General features: G+C 73.5%; 17 protein-coding genes. 5 read left to right on the forward strand and 12 right to left on the reverse strand.

The features are described 5' to 3' along the window. Positions 1 to 83: 83 nt before the first annotated feature. From hisF to hisD, 8 genes are read right to left on the reverse strand one after another with little or no spacing between them, the layout of a single operon-like run. Positions 84 to 839, reverse strand: coding sequence for an imidazole glycerol phosphate synthase subunit HisF (gene hisF / locus AB0C73_RS19425; protein WP_362531334.1), 756 nt, complete (start codon positions 837 to 839; stop codon positions 84 to 86). After that, the gene (locus AB0C73_RS19430; RefSeq protein WP_362531336.1) at positions 836 to 1,234 is read right to left on the reverse strand and encodes a RidA family protein; all 399 of its coding nucleotides are present in this window, start codon (positions 1,232 to 1,234) and stop codon (positions 836 to 838) included. The genes hisF and AB0C73_RS19430 overlap by 4 nt, the downstream gene beginning before the upstream one ends. After that, positions 1,231 to 1,962, reverse strand: coding sequence for a bifunctional 1-(5-phosphoribosyl)-5-((5-phosphoribosylamino)methylideneamino)imidazole-4-carboxamide isomerase/phosphoribosylanthranilate isomerase PriA (gene priA, locus AB0C73_RS19435; RefSeq protein WP_362531339.1), 732 nt, complete (start codon positions 1,960 to 1,962; stop codon positions 1,231 to 1,233). Before priA ends, AB0C73_RS19430 begins: the two co-directional genes overlap by 4 nt. Continuing rightward, the gene (hisH, locus tag AB0C73_RS19440; protein ID WP_362531342.1) at positions 1,962 to 2,636 is read right to left on the reverse strand and encodes an imidazole glycerol phosphate synthase subunit HisH; all 675 of its coding nucleotides are present in this window, start codon (positions 2,634 to 2,636) and stop codon (positions 1,962 to 1,964) included. The genes priA and hisH overlap by 1 nt, the downstream gene beginning before the upstream one ends. Further along, positions 2,633 to 2,797: a hypothetical protein gene (locus AB0C73_RS19445; RefSeq protein WP_362531345.1), complete on the reverse strand. Its 165-nt coding sequence runs from the start codon at positions 2,795 to 2,797 to the stop codon at positions 2,633 to 2,635. The genes hisH and AB0C73_RS19445 overlap by 4 nt, the downstream gene beginning before the upstream one ends. A 2-nt stretch (positions 2,798 to 2,799) precedes the next feature. After that, entirely contained in the window at positions 2,800 to 3,393 is a 594-nt protein-coding gene (gene hisB, locus AB0C73_RS19450) for an imidazoleglycerol-phosphate dehydratase HisB (protein WP_030492957.1), read from the reverse strand. After that, positions 3,390 to 4,535, reverse strand: a complete 1,146-nt coding sequence (locus AB0C73_RS19455; RefSeq protein ID WP_362531348.1) for a histidinol-phosphate transaminase — start codon at positions 4,533 to 4,535, stop codon at positions 3,390 to 3,392. The genes hisB and AB0C73_RS19455 overlap by 4 nt, the downstream gene beginning before the upstream one ends. Further along, positions 4,532 to 5,866, reverse strand: a complete 1,335-nt coding sequence (gene hisD / locus AB0C73_RS19460) for a histidinol dehydrogenase (RefSeq protein WP_362531351.1) — start codon at positions 5,864 to 5,866, stop codon at positions 4,532 to 4,534. Before hisD ends, AB0C73_RS19455 begins: the two co-directional genes overlap by 4 nt. Positions 5,867 to 6,059: 193 nt before the next feature. Between hisD and AB0C73_RS19465 the strand changes: the two genes are divergently transcribed. The 4 genes from AB0C73_RS19465 (at position 6,060) to ybaK (ending at position 10,247) form a co-directional block, all read left to right on the forward strand. Next, entirely contained in the window at positions 6,060 to 7,661 is a 1,602-nt protein-coding gene (locus AB0C73_RS19465; RefSeq protein ID WP_362531354.1) for an oxidoreductase, read from the forward strand. A gap of 206 nt (positions 7,662 to 7,867) precedes the next feature. Further along, a complete protein-coding gene (locus tag AB0C73_RS19470) occupies positions 7,868 to 8,968 on the forward strand; it encodes a hypothetical protein (RefSeq protein WP_362531356.1) in 1,101 nt (366 codons plus the stop codon). Between the two features lie 5 nt (positions 8,969 to 8,973). Continuing rightward, positions 8,974 to 9,711 (forward strand): LON peptidase substrate-binding domain-containing protein, encoded by a 738-nt coding sequence (locus tag AB0C73_RS19475; RefSeq protein ID WP_362531359.1) that lies wholly within the window; start codon positions 8,974 to 8,976, stop codon positions 9,709 to 9,711. Positions 9,712 to 9,749: 38 nt separating this feature from the next. Continuing rightward, complete coding sequence (gene ybaK, locus AB0C73_RS19480; protein WP_362531362.1) at positions 9,750 to 10,247, forward strand: Cys-tRNA(Pro) deacylase; 498 nt, start codon at positions 9,750 to 9,752, stop codon at positions 10,245 to 10,247. A gap of 61 nt (positions 10,248 to 10,308) precedes the next feature. Here the strand turns inward: ybaK and AB0C73_RS19485 are convergent, their stop codons facing one another. The 4 genes from AB0C73_RS19485 to AB0C73_RS19500 all read right to left on the reverse strand — a co-directional run bounded on the left by AB0C73_RS19485 (position 10,309) and on the right by AB0C73_RS19500 (position 14,170). After that, a complete protein-coding gene (locus AB0C73_RS19485; RefSeq protein ID WP_362531365.1) occupies positions 10,309 to 10,944 on the reverse strand; it encodes a DUF2567 domain-containing protein in 636 nt (211 codons plus the stop codon). 64 nt (positions 10,945 to 11,008) lie between these two features. Then, positions 11,009 to 11,815, reverse strand: a complete 807-nt coding sequence (locus AB0C73_RS19490) for an ABC transporter permease (RefSeq protein ID WP_362531530.1) — start codon at positions 11,813 to 11,815, stop codon at positions 11,009 to 11,011. Between the two features lie 64 nt (positions 11,816 to 11,879). Further along, positions 11,880 to 12,851 (reverse strand): ABC transporter ATP-binding protein, encoded by a 972-nt coding sequence (locus AB0C73_RS19495; protein WP_362531533.1) that lies wholly within the window; start codon positions 12,849 to 12,851, stop codon positions 11,880 to 11,882. A gap of 20 nt (positions 12,852 to 12,871) precedes the next feature. After that, positions 12,872 to 14,170 (reverse strand): NYN domain-containing protein, encoded by a 1,299-nt coding sequence (locus AB0C73_RS19500; RefSeq protein WP_362531368.1) that lies wholly within the window; start codon positions 14,168 to 14,170, stop codon positions 12,872 to 12,874. Positions 14,171 to 14,410: 240 nt separating this feature from the next. Here AB0C73_RS19500 and AB0C73_RS19505 point away from each other — a divergent pair, with 240 nt between their 5' ends. Then, complete coding sequence (locus AB0C73_RS19505) at positions 14,411 to 14,584, forward strand: hypothetical protein (RefSeq protein WP_362531370.1); 174 nt, start codon at positions 14,411 to 14,413, stop codon at positions 14,582 to 14,584. The last annotated feature ends 1 nt before the right edge of the window (position 14,585 follow it).

Genomic DNA, 14,585 nt, shown 5'->3' on the forward strand with positions numbered 1-14,585 from the left:
CGCAACTGATCCTGCGGATCCGCGCAGCGAAAAGGGCCCCCGCAGGGGCCCTTCAGCAGGCGGAACCGGAAGCGGAACCCGCCTCAGCGGACCTCGTGGCCCGCCTCCCGCAGCGTCTGCTTGACCTCCGAGATCCGGAGATCACCGAAGTGGAAGACGGAGGCCGCGAGCACCGCGTCCGCGCCCGCCGCGATGGCCGGCGGGAAGTGGGACAGCTTGCCGGCGCCACCGGAGGCGATCACCGGGACGGTCACGTGCTTGCGCACGGCCGCGATCATCTCGGTGTCGTACCCGTCCTTGGTGCCGTCGGCGTCCATCGAGTTGAGCAGGATCTCGCCCGCGCCCAGCTCGGCGGCCCGGTGCGCCCACTCGACCGCGTCGATGCCGGTGCCCTTGCGGCCGCCGTGCGTCGTCACCTCGAAGGAGCCGGTGGGGGTGCGGCGGGCGTCGACCGACAGGACGAGGACCTGGCGGCCGAAGCGCTCGGCGATCTCACGGATCAGCTCGGGGCGGGCGATGGCGGCCGTGTTGACGCCCACCTTGTCCGCGCCGGCGCGCAGCAGCTTGTCGACGTCCTCCGCCGAGCGCACGCCGCCGCCCACCGTCAGCGGGATGAAGACCTGCTCGGCGGTGCGGCGCACCACGTCGTAGGTGGTCTCGCGGTTGCCGGAGGAGGCGGTGATGTCGAGGAAGGTCAGCTCGTCGGCGCCCTCGGCGTCGTACAGCTTGGCCATCTCGACGGGGTCGCCCGCGTCCCGCAGGTTCTGGAAGTTGACGCCCTTGACCACCCGGCCGTTGTCCACGTCCAGGCAGGGGATCACACGTACGGCGAGGCTCATGCCGCATCACTCCTGTAGGCCTCGACCTCGACCTCGACCACCAGACGCGGGTCGACGAAGCCGGAGACGATGATCATCGAGGCGGCCGGGCGGACCGCGTCGAACAGCTCCTTGTGGGCGCGGCCGACCTCGTCCACGTCACGCGCGTGCGTGATGTACATCCGGGTGCGGACGACGTGCTCGGCGCCCAGGCCCAGCTGCTTCAGGGCGTCGAAGGCCACGTGGAAGGAGTTGACGGTCTGCTCGTACGGGCCGCCGTCGGCGATGGCGCCGTCGATCACCGACGTACAGCCGGAGACGAGGACGGTGCCGTTGGGCAGCTCCACGGCGCGGGAGTAGCCGAACTGCTCCTCCCAGGGAGCGCCCGTCGACACCTTCCTCAGCGCGTCACTCATGCGGACGCCACCGCCTTCAGGGCCTCCTCCAGGGTGAACGCCTTCGCGTACAGCGCCTTGCCGACGATCGCGCCCTCGACGCCGAGGTCCACGAGCCCGGCGAGGGCCCGCAGGTCGGCGAGGGACGAGACGCCGCCGGAGGCGACGACGGGCTTGTCGGTGGCGGCGCAGACGTTCTTCAGGAGCTCCAGGTTGGGGCCCTGCAGGGTGCCGTCCTTGGCGATGTCGGTGACGACGTAGCGGGCGCAGCCCTCGGCGTCGAGGCGGGCGAGCGTCTCGTAGAGGTCGCCGCCGTCGCGGGTCCAGCCGCGGCCCTTGAGGGTGGTGCCGCGCACGTCGAGGCCGACGGCGATCTGGTCGCCGTGCTCGGCGATGACCTTGGCGACCCACTCGGGGGTCTCCAGGGCGGCGGTGCCGAGGTTGACCCGGGTGCAGCCGGTGGCGAGGGCCGCGGCGAGCGAGGCGTCGTCGCGGATGCCGCCGGAGAGCTCGACCTTGATGTCCATGGCCTCGGTGACCTGGCGGACCAGGTCGCGGTTGTCGCCGGTGCCGAAGGCGGCGTCCAGGTCGACCAGGTGGAGCCACTCGGCGCCGGACGCCTGCCAGGCGAGCGCGGCCTGGAGCGGGGAGCCGTACGAGGTCTCGGTACCGGACTCGCCGTGGACGAGGCGGACCGCCTGCCCGTCCCGGACGTCCACGGCGGGGAGCAGTTCAAGCGTGCGGGACATCAGAGCGTTCCGATCCAGTTGGTGAGGAGCTGGGCGCCGGCGTCGCCGGACTTCTCGGGGTGGAACTGGGTCGCCCACAGGGCACCGTTCTCGACGGCGGCGACGAAGGGCTCGCCGTGGGTGGCCCAGGTGACCTTCGGGGCGCGCATGTTCGGGTTGCCGACCTCAAGGGTCCAGTCGCGCACCGCGTAGGAGTGCACGAAGTAGAACCGGGCGTCGGCGTCCAGGCCGGCGAACAGCTCGGTGCCCTCGGGCGCGTCCACGGTGTTCCAGCCCATGTGGGGCACGACGGGGGCGTTCAGCGGCTCGACCGTGCCGGGCCACTCGTCGAGGCCCTCGGTCTCGACGCCGTGCTCGATGCCGCGGGCGAAGAGGATCTGCATGCCGACGCAGATGCCCATGACCGGGCGGCCGCCGGCCAGGCGGCGGCCGACGATCCAGTCGCCGCGGGCCTCCTTGAGGCCCTGCATGCAGGCGGAGAAGGCGCCGACGCCGGGGACGAGCAGTCCGTCGGCGTTCATCGCCCGGTCGTAGTCGCGGGTGATCTCGACGTCGGCGCCGACCCGGGCGAGCGCGCGCTCGGCGGACCGGACGTTGCCGAAGCCGTAGTCGAAGACCACGACCTTCTTCTGACCCATTGCCTTCGAACCCGTGTCCTTCGAAGCAGTCGTCATGCCCACAGGTCCAGACGCAGGATGCCGGCCGTCAGGCACATCGCGGAGCCGAGCGCGAGCACGGTCACCATGCTCTTCGACTGCTTCTGCTTGATGAAGGAGTAGACGCCGCCGAGCATGAAGAGCCCGACGACGATCAGGACGGTGGAGAGGCCGTTCACGGTTACAGAGCGCCCTTCGTGGAGGGGAGGATGCCGGCGGCGCGCGGGTCGCGCTCGGAGGCGTAGCGGAGCGCCCGGGCGAGCGCCTTGAACTGGCACTCCACGATGTGGTGCGCGTTGCGCCCGTACGGCACGTGCACGTGCAGCGCGATCTGGGCCTGGGCCACGAAGGACTCCAGGATGTGCCGGGTCATCGTGGTGTCGTACGAGCCGATCATGGGCGCCATGTTCTCGGGCTCGGTGTGCACCAGGTAGGGGCGGCCGGAAAGGTCCACCGTCACCTGCGCCAGCGACTCGTCAAGGGGGACGGTGCAGTTGCCGAAGCGGTAGATGCCGACCTTGTCGCCGAGAGCCTGCTTGAAGGCGGCGCCGAGGGCGAGGGCGGTGTCCTCGATGGTGTGGTGCGAGTCGATGTGCAGATCGCCGTCGGTCTTCACGGTCAGATCGAACAGACCGTGCCGGCCGAGCTGGTCGAGCATGTGGTCGTAGAACCCGACCCCGGTCGACACGTCGACCTTCCCGGTGCCGTCGAGGTCGATCTCGACGACGACGGACGTCTCCTTGGTGGTGCGCTCAACGCGGCCTACGCGGCTCATGCGTTCTGCTCCTTCTTCAGCTCACGAACCGCGTCGAGGAACGCGTCGTTCTCTTCGGGGGTGCCGGCGGTGACCCGCAGCCAGCCCGGTACGCCGTTGTCCCGGACCAGGACGCCCCGGTCGAGGATCCGCTGCCAGGCCTCGTGGGAGCCCCGGGCCCCGTCGAAGTGCCCGAACTGGACGAAGTTGGCGTCGGACTCGGTGACCTCGTAGCCGATGGCGCGCAGCTCGGCGACCAGGCGGTCGCGCTCGGCCTTGAGCTGCTCGACGTACCCGAGGAGGGTGTCGGTGTGCTCCAGGGCCGCGAGGGCGGTGGCCTGGGTGACGGCCGAGAGGTGGTACGGCAGTCTCACCAGCTGGACGGCGTCGACCACGGCGGGGTGGGCGGCGAGATAGCCCAGGCGCAGTCCGGCGGCGCCGAAGGCCTTGGACATGGTCCGGGAGATCACCAGGTTCGGGCGGCCCTCGATGAGGGGCAGCAGCGAGGCCCGGTGGCTGAACTCCACGTACGCCTCGTCGACGACCACCAGGGCGCCGGCTCCGGGCCTGGCGGCCTGGGCGGCCTCGTACAGGGCGAGGACGGTCGCGGCCTCGACCGCGGTGCCGGTGGGGTTGTTGGGCGAGGTGACGAAGACGACGTCGGGCGCGTTCTCGGCGATGGCCTGGCGGGCCGCCGCGAGGTCGATGGTGAAGTCCTCGTTGCGCGGGCCGGAGATCCAGCCGGTGCCGGTGCCGCGGGCGATCAGGGCGTGCATCGAGTACGAGGGCTCGAAGCCGATCGCGGTACGGCCGGGGCCGCCGAAGGTCTGGAGCAGCTGCTGGAGCACCTCGTTGGAGCCGTTGGCGGCCCACACGTTGGCGAGGCCGACCTCGTGCCCACCGGTGCGGGTGAGGTAGCGGGCCAGCTCGGTGCGCAGCTCGACGGCGTCCCGGTCGGGGTAGCGGTTGAGGCCGCGGGCGGCCTCGGCGACCCGCTCCGCGATCCGGGCCACGAGGGGCTCGGGCAGCGGGTAGGGGTTCTCGTTGGTGTTCAGCTGGACGGGCACGTCGAGCTGGGGCGCGCCGTAGGGGGACTTGCCCCTGAGCTCGTCGCGGATGGGCAGGTCGTCGATCCCGATGGAGTCGGTGGTGCTGTCGGTCACTTGCTCTGGGGGACCTTCCACTCGAACCGCGCCTTGATCGCCGCGCCGTGCGCGGGCAGGTCCTCCGCCTCGGCGAGGGTGACCACGTGGTGGGCGACCTCGGCGAGGGCGTCTCGCGTGTAGTCCACGATGTGGACGCCGCGGAGGAAGGACTGCACAGACAGGCCGGAGGAGTGGCAGGCGCAGCCGCCGGTGGGCAGCACGTGGTTGGAGCCGGCGCAGTAGTCGCCGAGGGAGACCGGCGCCCAGGGGCCGACGAAGACCGCGCCCGCGTTGCGGACCCGGTCGGCGACGGCGGCGGCGTCGGCGGTCTGGATCTCCAGGTGCTCGGCACCGTACGCGTCGACGACCTTGAGGCCGTCGTCGAGGCCGGTGACGAGGACGATCGCGGACTGCTGCCCGGCCAGGGCCGGGACGATCCGGTCGTCGATGTGCTTGGAGGCGGCGACCTGGGTCTTCAGCTCGGCCTCGACGGCTTCGGCGAGTTCCTCCGAGTCGGTGACGAGGACGGAGGCGGCCATCGGGTCGTGCTCGGCCTGGCTGATCAGGTCGGCGGCGACGTGCACGGCGTCGGCGGTGGAGTCCGCGAGGACGGCGATCTCGGTCGGGCCGGCCTCGGCGTCGATGCCGATGCGGCCCTTGAGGAGGCGCTTGGCGGCGGCGACGTAGATGTTGCCGGGGCCGGTGACCAGGTTGACCGGGGCGCAGCCCTCGGGGCCTTCCGTCCCGTACGCGAACATGGCGATGGCCTGGGCGCCGCCGGCCGCGTACACCTCGTCGATGCCGAGCAGGGCGCAGGCGGCGAGGATCGTGGGGTGCGGCAGGCCGCCGAAGTCGCGCTGCGGCGGGGAGGACACGGCGATGCCCTCGACGCCGGCCTCCTGGGCCGGGACGACGTTCATCACGACGGAGGACGGGTAGACGGAGCGGCCGCCGGGCACGTAGAGGCCGACGCGCTCGACCGGGATCCACTTCTCGGTGACCGTGCCGCCGGGGACGACCTGGGTGGTGTGGGTGGTGCGGCGCTGGTCGCGGTGGACCAGGCGGGCGCGCCGGATGGACTCCTCCAGGGCCGCCCGGACGGCCGGATCGAGCTCGTCGAGGGCGCGGCTGATCGCCTCGGCGGGCACGCGCAGGCTCTCGACGCGCACGCCGTCGAATTTCTCCCCGTAGTCGATCACCGCGGCCGCGCCATGATGCCGTACGCCCTCGCAGATCGGCCGCACCTTCTCCAGGGCGGCTTCCACGTCGAACTCGGCACGGGGCAGCAGGTCACGCAGGGCGGCACCCTCGGGGAGGGCCTCGCCGCGCAGATCGATTCGAGAGATCACGGGTCAATTCTCTCAGACGCCCCACAGGGCCGGACTCCCGTATCACTGGCTGATACGAACCACTCTGACGTCTGATACGCACCACTGGCGTCTTGTCGCCACTCCTGACCGTTAGCGTTCAGTCCGTCACTCAGCGGGAAGAACGGCTGTACGAATCCGGGAAAGCGGAATCGTGGGAAGCGAGGGGGCGGCAGTGACCGAGCCGCGCGAGGACGACGGGATGCCGGAGGGCCTGACCCGGCCCGAGCGGGTCATGTGGAGGGCGTTCCGGGTGGGCGCGATGTGCGATCTGAGGGAGGGGGTCGCCGGGCGGGACGATCCGTTCGCGCTGCGGACGGTGTGGGGCGCGGCGCGCAGCGTGCGGGCGGAGATCGTGGCGCTGCTGCTGCTCGACGGGCCGCCGGCGGTGTCGGGGCGGGTCGCGGCGCTGAAGCTGCGCGGGGCGCGGATCACCGGGTCGCTCAATCTCTCGGGCGGCACGATAGGGCCGTACGTGGAGCTGAACGGCTGCCGGTTCGACGGCGAGGTGGTGCTGCCCGAGGCCCACTTCGGGACGCTGCGGATGATCGAGTGCGCGATACCCCGCCTGGAGGCGGCCCGGCTGCACACGGCGGGCGATCTGCATCTGCCGCGCTGCCGGGTCGAGCGGGGCATCCGGCTCACGGACGCGCAGATCGGCACGGATCTGCTGATCAACCAGATCCAGGTGTGGCCGGACCGGCGCGGGCGGGCGATCACGGCGGACGGCATGGTGGTGGCCCAGGACCTGCAGGCCGAGCTGATCGAGACGCACGGGGAGGTGAGCCTGCGCGGGGCGAAGGTCGGCGTGTCGCTGAGCCTGCGGGGCAGCGTGCTGCGCGGCGCGCAGCAGCGCCGCGCGCTGAACGCGCCGCAGCTGACGGTGGAGCGCACGCTCTATCTGAACGCGGCGTGGGTCTACGACTCCTCGGGCAACGCGTCGGCGACCCCGCCCTACGGGGTGACCCCGGCCCAGGGCGCCCGCCGAAAACCTGTCGAGTGCCACGGCGGGGTGCGGCTCGACGACGGGCGCTTCGGCGACTCCCTCGATCTGCACTACGCCCGTTTCGTGCTCGACGGCTCGCGCCGCGAGGAGCTGTCGCTGCGCCGCATCGTCACCCCGGAGCTGCGGTTCAACGGCGAGCGCCCCGAGGAGGGCCGGGTCGTGCTCAACGGGGCGAAGGTGGTGACGCTGATCGACCTGTCCAGCAGCTGGCCGGGCCCGGGCGGCCTCGCGATGGGCGGTTTCGTCTACGAGAACCTGGTGCCGTACGGGCATTTCCCGCTGGCCCGGCGCCTGGAGTGGGTCGCGGCGGCCACCCCGGAGTACGCGCCGGAGCCGTACGAGCGCCTGGCGACCGTGCTGCGCAACAGCGGCGAGGACGCGGACGCGCGCGAGGTGCTGCTCGCGAAGCAGCGGCGGCGCCGGGAGACGCTGCCGGTGGCCGGGAAGCTGTGGGGCTGGGTGCAGGACCTGACCGTGGCCTACGGCTACCGGCCGGGGCGGGCGGCGCTGTGGATGGCGGTGCTGTGGGCGGCGGGCGCGTTCGTGTTCTCGCGGCACGACCCCGTACCGCTGAAGCCGGACGAGGCGCCGCACTGGAACGCGACCCTCTACGCCCTGGACCTGCTGCTGCCGGTGATCGACCTCGGACAGGTGGGCTACTGGCGCCTGGAGGGCTTCTGGCAGTGGGCGTCGACGGCGCTGATCCTGCTCGGCTGGATCCTCGCGACGACGGTCGCGGCGGGCGCCTCGCGGCTGCTGCGGAGGGGCTGAGCGGGGGCCGGGGCGGAGGCGTACCAGGCCCGGGCCGGAGCCGTACGGGGGCCGGGGCGAGGCGGGGCCGGGGGGCTCGACGGGGGTCGCGCGGGCACCCTTCCACCCCTTTCTTTACGCTGTCTTGACCCCCGTCGATACAACCTTCCCGCCGCTACCAAAGCTTCACAGTCCGCCACTGGCGCGTCTCTCACCTGCGGTTTTCAATGTTTCGCACGATGTCACTGCTCCGCGCCCTGATCGGCACCTCCCGCCTGGTCCGGCACACCCCGCGGCTCCTCGCCGCGCTTCCGCCGGACGACGACGTGCTGCTCGACCCGCCGGACGGACGCCTGGCGCCGGCCCTGGTGGCCGCCGCCCTCGACGACCCCGAGCCGGCCGCCAAACTCCTCGCCACCACCCGCGACGCCGCCGCATGGGAGGACCGGGACCGCTACACCACACGCCTGAGCACCTTCGCGTACCACCGGGACGGCTGGCTGGATCACTGGCTGGCGGTCGCGCCGCACGACCCCGACGCCCTCCTGGTGAAGGCCCAGCTCGCGGTCCGCCGGGCCTGGGAGTCCCCCGCCCGGGCCGAGCGGCTGCGCGAGCTCGGGCCGCTGATCGAGGCGGCGGCCGAGGCCGCGCCGGACGACCCGGTGCCCTGGCGCCTCGCCCTGGACCACGCGCGCGGCACCCAGGCCTCCCACACGGTCTTCGAGGCCCTGTGGGAGCAGGCGGTGCGCCGTGCCCCGCACCACTACGGCAGCCATGTCGCCGCGCTGAAGTACCTCACGGCCCAGTGCTGCGCTTCGCGCCGGGACGCCTCCCGCGGCTCCCGCAGCGAGTGCTTCGACTTCGCCGAGCAGGCCGCCGAGGACGCGCTGCCCGGCTCCCTGGTGCAGGCGCTGCCGGTGCGGGCGGCCTTCGCGCAGCTGGCCGCCGGGCCGTACCCCGGGCCGGGGGCGCACGCGGACCGGATCGACGCGGCCGCCGACCGGGCGCTGGCGCTGTCGGCGGAGTACCCGGCGGGCGACCTGTGGCCGGGCGAGGTGCGCAACCTGCTCGTGCACGTCCTCGTGGAGCGCGGCCGCTGGTCCGACGCGCTGGCCGAGTTCGGCCGGATCGGGCCGCACGCCAGCACCTTCCCCTGGTCGCTGACGGCCGACGACCCGCTGCGCGGCTTCCTGGACGCGCGGGCCCGGACCGTCCGCGAGGTGGCCCGGCGCACCCCGCTGCGGGCCGTGCCGCCGGAGCCGTACGGGGCCGGGCCGGGCGATGCGGACCGGGGCGGCCGGAGCGGGCCCGGCGGCCATTACGCTTGACCGCTGTGACCACCGCCCGCCTGCCTCTCTTCCCGCTGAACACGGTGCTGTTCCCGGGTCTCGTGCTGCCGCTGAACATCTTCGAGGAGCGCTATCGCGCGATGATGCGCGAGCTGCTCGCCACGGACGAGTCCGAGCCGCGGCGCTTCGCCGTCGTGGCGATCCGCGACGGCCGTGAGGTCGCGCCGACGGCTCCGGGGATGCCGGACCAGACGGCGCTGCCGGAGAAGGGCCCGGCCGCCGGTTTCGGCCCGGACCCGATCCAGGCCTTCCACCGGGTCGGCTGCATCGCCGACGCGGCGTCGATCCGGGAGCGCGCGGACGGCGGCTTCGAGGTCATGGTCACCGGGACGACCCGGGTGAAGCTGCTCTCGGTCGACGCGAGCGGACCCTTCCTGACCGCCGAGGTCCAGGAGATCCCGGAGGAGCGGGGCGAGGAGGCGGAGGCCCTCGCCGAGGGCGTGCTGCGCGCCTTCCGCAGCTACCAGAAGCGCCTCGCCGGGGCCCGGGAGCGCTCGCTGACCACCAGCGAGCTGCCCGACGACCCGTCGGTCGTGTCGTATCTGGTGGCCGCGGCGGCGGTGCTCGACATCCCGGCCAAGCAGCGGCTGCTCCAGGCGCCGGACACCGCGACCCGGCTGCGCGAGGAACTGGCGCTGCTGCGCGCGGAGACGGCGGTGCTTCGCCATCTGCCGTCGCTGCCGGCGGTGGAACTGACCCGCATGCCGACCAGCCCCAACTGACCCCTCTGACCCCTCTGACCCCACGAGGAGAGCCCGGCGTGGCGAAGAAGCAGAAGAAGAACAGCGGAGGGACCCCGGCGACGGTGGCGCTCGCCGCGGCCGGCACGGCGTACACGCTGCACGCGTACGACCACGACCCGGCGGCGGCCAGCTACGGCGAGGAGGCCGCGGAGGCCCTCGGCGTCTCCCCCGACCGGGTGTTCAAGACGCTGGTCGCGGACGTGGACGGCGAGCTGACGGTCGCGGTGGTCCCGGTGGCCGGGCAGCTCGACCTGAAGGCGCTCGCGTCGGCGGTCGGCGGGAAGCGGGCGGCGATGGCGGACCCGGCGGCGGCCGAGCGCACCACCGGCTACGTCCGGGGCGGGATCTCGCCGCTCGGCCAGCGCAAGCGGCTGCGCACGGTCCTGGACGACTCGGCCTCGGCGCACGAGACGATCTGCGTCTCGGCCGGGCGGCGCGGTCTGGAGGTCGAGCTGTCCCCGCAGGACCTGGCGGCCCTCACGGCCGCCGTCCTGGCCCCGATCGGCCGCGGCTGAGCCGTACCGTACGCATGTGGAAAGGGCCCGATCCGAGCGGATCGGGCCCTTTCTCACGCGCTTACGGGGCGGTGGTCTTCGGCGTCGGCGGCCAGGGGCCGTCCTCCGGCTCCGGGTCGCGCGGGCCGAACAGCGCGGTCAGGGCGAGATGGACGATCATCGCGGCGATCGGCCAGGCCAGCATCGCCGCGGCCCCCATGTCGAGTTCGAGCGGCGCGTCGAAGGTGACGTCGGGACCGAGCGCCTTGGCGTGCGCGACGACATCGCGCTCCGGGCCGAGCCAGATGCCGACGCCCCAGCCGAGCAGCGAGCCGAGCACACCGCCCAGGGCGAGGCCGAGGACGAGGGCCACCCCGCCGTGCCGGTGGAACAGGAAGACGAGGAGCGCGGCGAGCGCGCCGAAGCCCAGGGCGATCAGGACAAACGTTCCGTCCGATCCGATCGCCGCCTCCCCCTCGCTGTTCTTGAGGAAGACCGCCTTGCCGTCCGAGTACAGCCCGACCCGCGGGGCAAGCCACAGCCACAGCAGCCCGAGCAGCACCCCGGCCACCACGGACGCGGCGACCACCACGGCGGACTGCCGCAGCTCGGTCGCCGTGCCGGGCGCGCCGTCGGAGGCGGGCAGCCCCGGCAGGGGCGCGGGCCGGTCGGGATCGTGCGGCGGCGGCTGGTGCGGCGGCGTCAGAGGTGCTGTCACCACGCCATCGTGCCAGGTGTCGCTGTGCGCCGCCTCAGCGGACCGGTGAACCGAGCCGCGATAGTCAGCGCACGGCCGCCCTGCGGTACGCCCAGGTCGCCACCGCGAGCGACACCACGCCCACCGCCCCGCAGACCGCGAGGTCAAGGCCGACCGCCGTCCAGTCCGGGTGGCGGTCGAAGGTGCGGGCCAGGGCCTCCACACCGTACGTGGAGGGCAGCAGGTCCCGGGCCCAGCCGATCGGGCCGGGCAGCCGGTCCGCGGGCAGCACGCCGAGCAGCAGCGCCGCCGACATGCCGAGCTGCCCGAGCAGGGTGGCCAGCTCCTGACGGGGCGCGAGCAGGCCGAGTGCCGCGCCGAGCCCGGAGAGCGCGGCCCCGGACAGCGGTACGACCGCGGCCAGGATCCACAGATGCCCGAGCGGGAGACCGAAGAGCACCGAACCGGCCACCGCCGTGACCACCGTGCCGGGCACGGTGAAGGAGGCGTACGCGCCGGCCGCGCCGAGCACCACGGCGGCGGGCGGCACGGGCAGGGTCGCGTAGTGGTCGAGCCCGCCGCCGGCCCGCAGCTGCCCGAAGTACTGGGCGAGCAGGTTGAGCGCCACGAAGGCGACCACGAGCACGGCGGAGCCGGCCACCACGGCCCGGGCCTCCGAGCCGCCGTCGACCACCCCGCGCATCAGGACCATGATCCCGACGGACTGGAAGGTGGCCACGAAGAGCAGCGGGATCCGGGCCACCCGGGCGCGGCTGAGCTGCGCCTTGTAGACCGCGCCGAGCGCGGGGAACAGCCGGGCGCGCGGCGCGAGCGGGGCCGCGGCGTCCGGTTCCGCGTCGCGGGCCGGGGCGGCCGGGACGGTGGCCGTCAGGGCCTCGGCGGGCAGGGTGCTCAACTCGTACAGCTCCTGACGTTCAGGGCCTTCAAGGGGTACGTCACGCCTTCACCAGCCCCCGCGTCTCGCCGCCGAGCGCCAGGTACACGTCCTCCAGGCTCGGCGTCGCCAGGGTGAAGTCGTCCAGGGCCGCGAAGGCCGCGCCGCCGGTGACGGCGGCGACCGCCGCCCTTGCCTCGTCCGGGGCGAGCCGGAGCACCCAGCGGCGCCCCGACTCCTGCGCCAGGGTGCGCAGGGCCGCGACCTCGGGGACGTCGAGGGGGGCGCGCTCGCGCCAGACCAGGTCGACCCGGACCTCGCCCGCGACCCGCTCCTTGAGTCCGGTGGGCGTGTCGCAGGCGATGACCCGGCCGCGGTCGACGACGGCGACCCGGTCGAGGACGGTCTCGGCCTCGATGACGTTGTGGGTGACCAGGAGCACCGTGGTGCCGCGCTCGGCGCGCCGCCGGTCGACGGCGGCCCAGACGGCGCGGCGGGCGACCGGGTCCATGCCGGTGGTGGGCTCGTCGAGGACGAGCACGGGCCGCTCGCCGACGAGGGCGGCGGCGAAGCAGGCGAGCCGGCGCTGGCCGCCGGACAGCTTCTTGAGCGGCCGGCCGGCGATCTCGGCGAGGCCCAGTTCGTCGAGGACGGCGTCGCGCTCGGCGCGGGCCTCCCGGGTGCCGAGCCCGCGCAGCCGCCCGGTGGTCTCGGCGGCGAGGGCGACGGTCAGCTCGTCGAGCGCGGTGGACTCCTGGCCGAGGTAGGCGAGCAGCCGGGCGGCCCGCTCGGGGTGGCGCACCAGGTCGTGGCCGAGCATCCGGACGGTGCCGGAGTCGGGGCGCATCAGACCGGTGAGCTGGCGGACCAGGGTGGTCTTGCCGGCGCCGTTGGGTCCGAGCAGACCGAAGATCTCGCCGCCGCGCACATCGAGGCTGATCCCGTCGGTGGCCCGTACCTCGGGGGTCGGGGGCGTTCCGCGTCTGCCGCGTGTGGCGGGGTACGTCTTGACCAGATCCCGCACCACGCACACCGTACTCACGGAGGGAGAGCCTACGGGGTCCCGCGGCTCTCCTCGGGCGCGGGGGCGTGTTGCGTGGCGGCGTGGACGTCGATCTCGCGCCAGAATCCCGCCCGGATCGCATAGCGGTCGTGCTCGTCGATCTGGTCGTCCTTGTGGGCGAGCAGGCCGAAGCGGGCGGCGTAGCGGAGGAGTTCGCCGTCGATGCGGTGCGGGATGCGCGGGTACATGGTGGCGAGCTTGGGGACGTGGCCGGGTTCGGGGAGCCGGTCGAGCCAGCGGCGGGCGAAGACCTGGCCGACCTCGTAGGGGTCGCCGCCGACGGTGGTGATGTCCTCCTCGCGGTCGGCCCAGCGCTGCTCGGCGCTGGTGAGCGCGGCGAGGGTGGGCAGCGAGGCGGTCTCGGCGGGCTCGCCGAGGGGCGCGGCGGGGCGGTCGATCCAGCCGCGGTCGGAGGACCAGCGCAGGGTGGCGGCGGGCGGCGGCGGGGGCGGCAGGCTGGGGCCGCGCAGGGCGGCGAGGTCCTTGGGGGTGGGGACGGCCTTTCCGGCGGCGGGGGCGTGGACGGCGTTGCCGTTGACCGGTCCGGCGGCGGCCGGGGCCCGGTCCGGTTCCTGGGTACGGGGCGGGGCGGCCGGGTCTCCGGGGGCGGCGGGCGCGGGGGCGGCGGTCCGCTCGGCGGAGGCGGCGAGGGCGGACTCGGGCAGCGGCGCGGCGAGGATGGCGGCGATCTCGGGGCGGGGCACGGGGGGCGGGGCGCACGGTCCGGTGAGGTCCTTGGCGCGGACGGCGCGGGTGATCCAGGTCCGGTCGAGGACGCGCCGCTCGTCGGCCTCGGCGACGAGGTCCTCGGACTGGTTGTAGTCGCCGTCGGCGGCCTGGACGGCCCAGAGGTGGACGGCGACGCCGTGTTCCTTGGCGGACATCAGGCCGGGCAGCAGGTCGCCGTCGCCGGTGACGAGCACGATGTCGGAGCAGGCGCGGTTGCGGGAGAGCTCGGTGAGCTCGGTGTGCATGGCCGCGTCGACGCCCTTCTGGGCCCAGCGGCCGTCGCTGCGGGTCAGGGCGCCGAGCCGGACGGTGACCCGGGGCAGCACGCGCAGCCGGCGGTGCTCGGGCTGGGGCACCCGGTCGGGGGCGCCGTCGAACCAGTAGATCCGCAGCAGCGGGAGCCGGGTCTCGGCCTCGGCGCGGTCGCGCAGCTGCTGGATGAGTGCGGCGTGGTCGACGGTGATCCGGGAGCGGGCCGGTTCTCCGGCGAGCAGGCTGGCGGCGGCGCCCAGCAGATAGCCGGCGTCCACCAGGACGACGCATCGGTCCACGTGTTCCACCCTCTTTCGCCGTAACCGCTCGGGAACCTCGGGATCGGAAGTGCTCCGGGTTTCTCCGAGTCTGCCCGACCCGGATGCGGTTGACGTCCGGAACTCGATCATCGGCGTGGCGGACGTCCTACGGAAGGGGCGCGGGGCCGCGCTCACCGTCCGTAATGATCCAAAATGCGACGCTTTCTGCGGTGTGTGAGTCTGACAGCGGCCCTGGCCCCCAGACCCCCTTGAGGAGGCATCATCACCATGGCCAAGAATCGCAAGCAGGATCGCAGTCAGCAGCGCGGCACCCCGGCCGAGCGCGGCCAGCAGCAGGCCGAGCGCTCGTCGATGGAGGCGCAGACGGAGCAGCGGATGAGCCAGGTCACCCCGGGTGACATGGCCCGCAAGGGCCGGCAGAAGCGTTTCGGCCACAACTAGG

The organism is Streptomyces sp. NPDC048623, assembly GCF_040650755.1.
Taxonomy (GTDB): domain Bacteria; phylum Actinomycetota; class Actinomycetes; order Streptomycetales; family Streptomycetaceae; genus Streptomyces.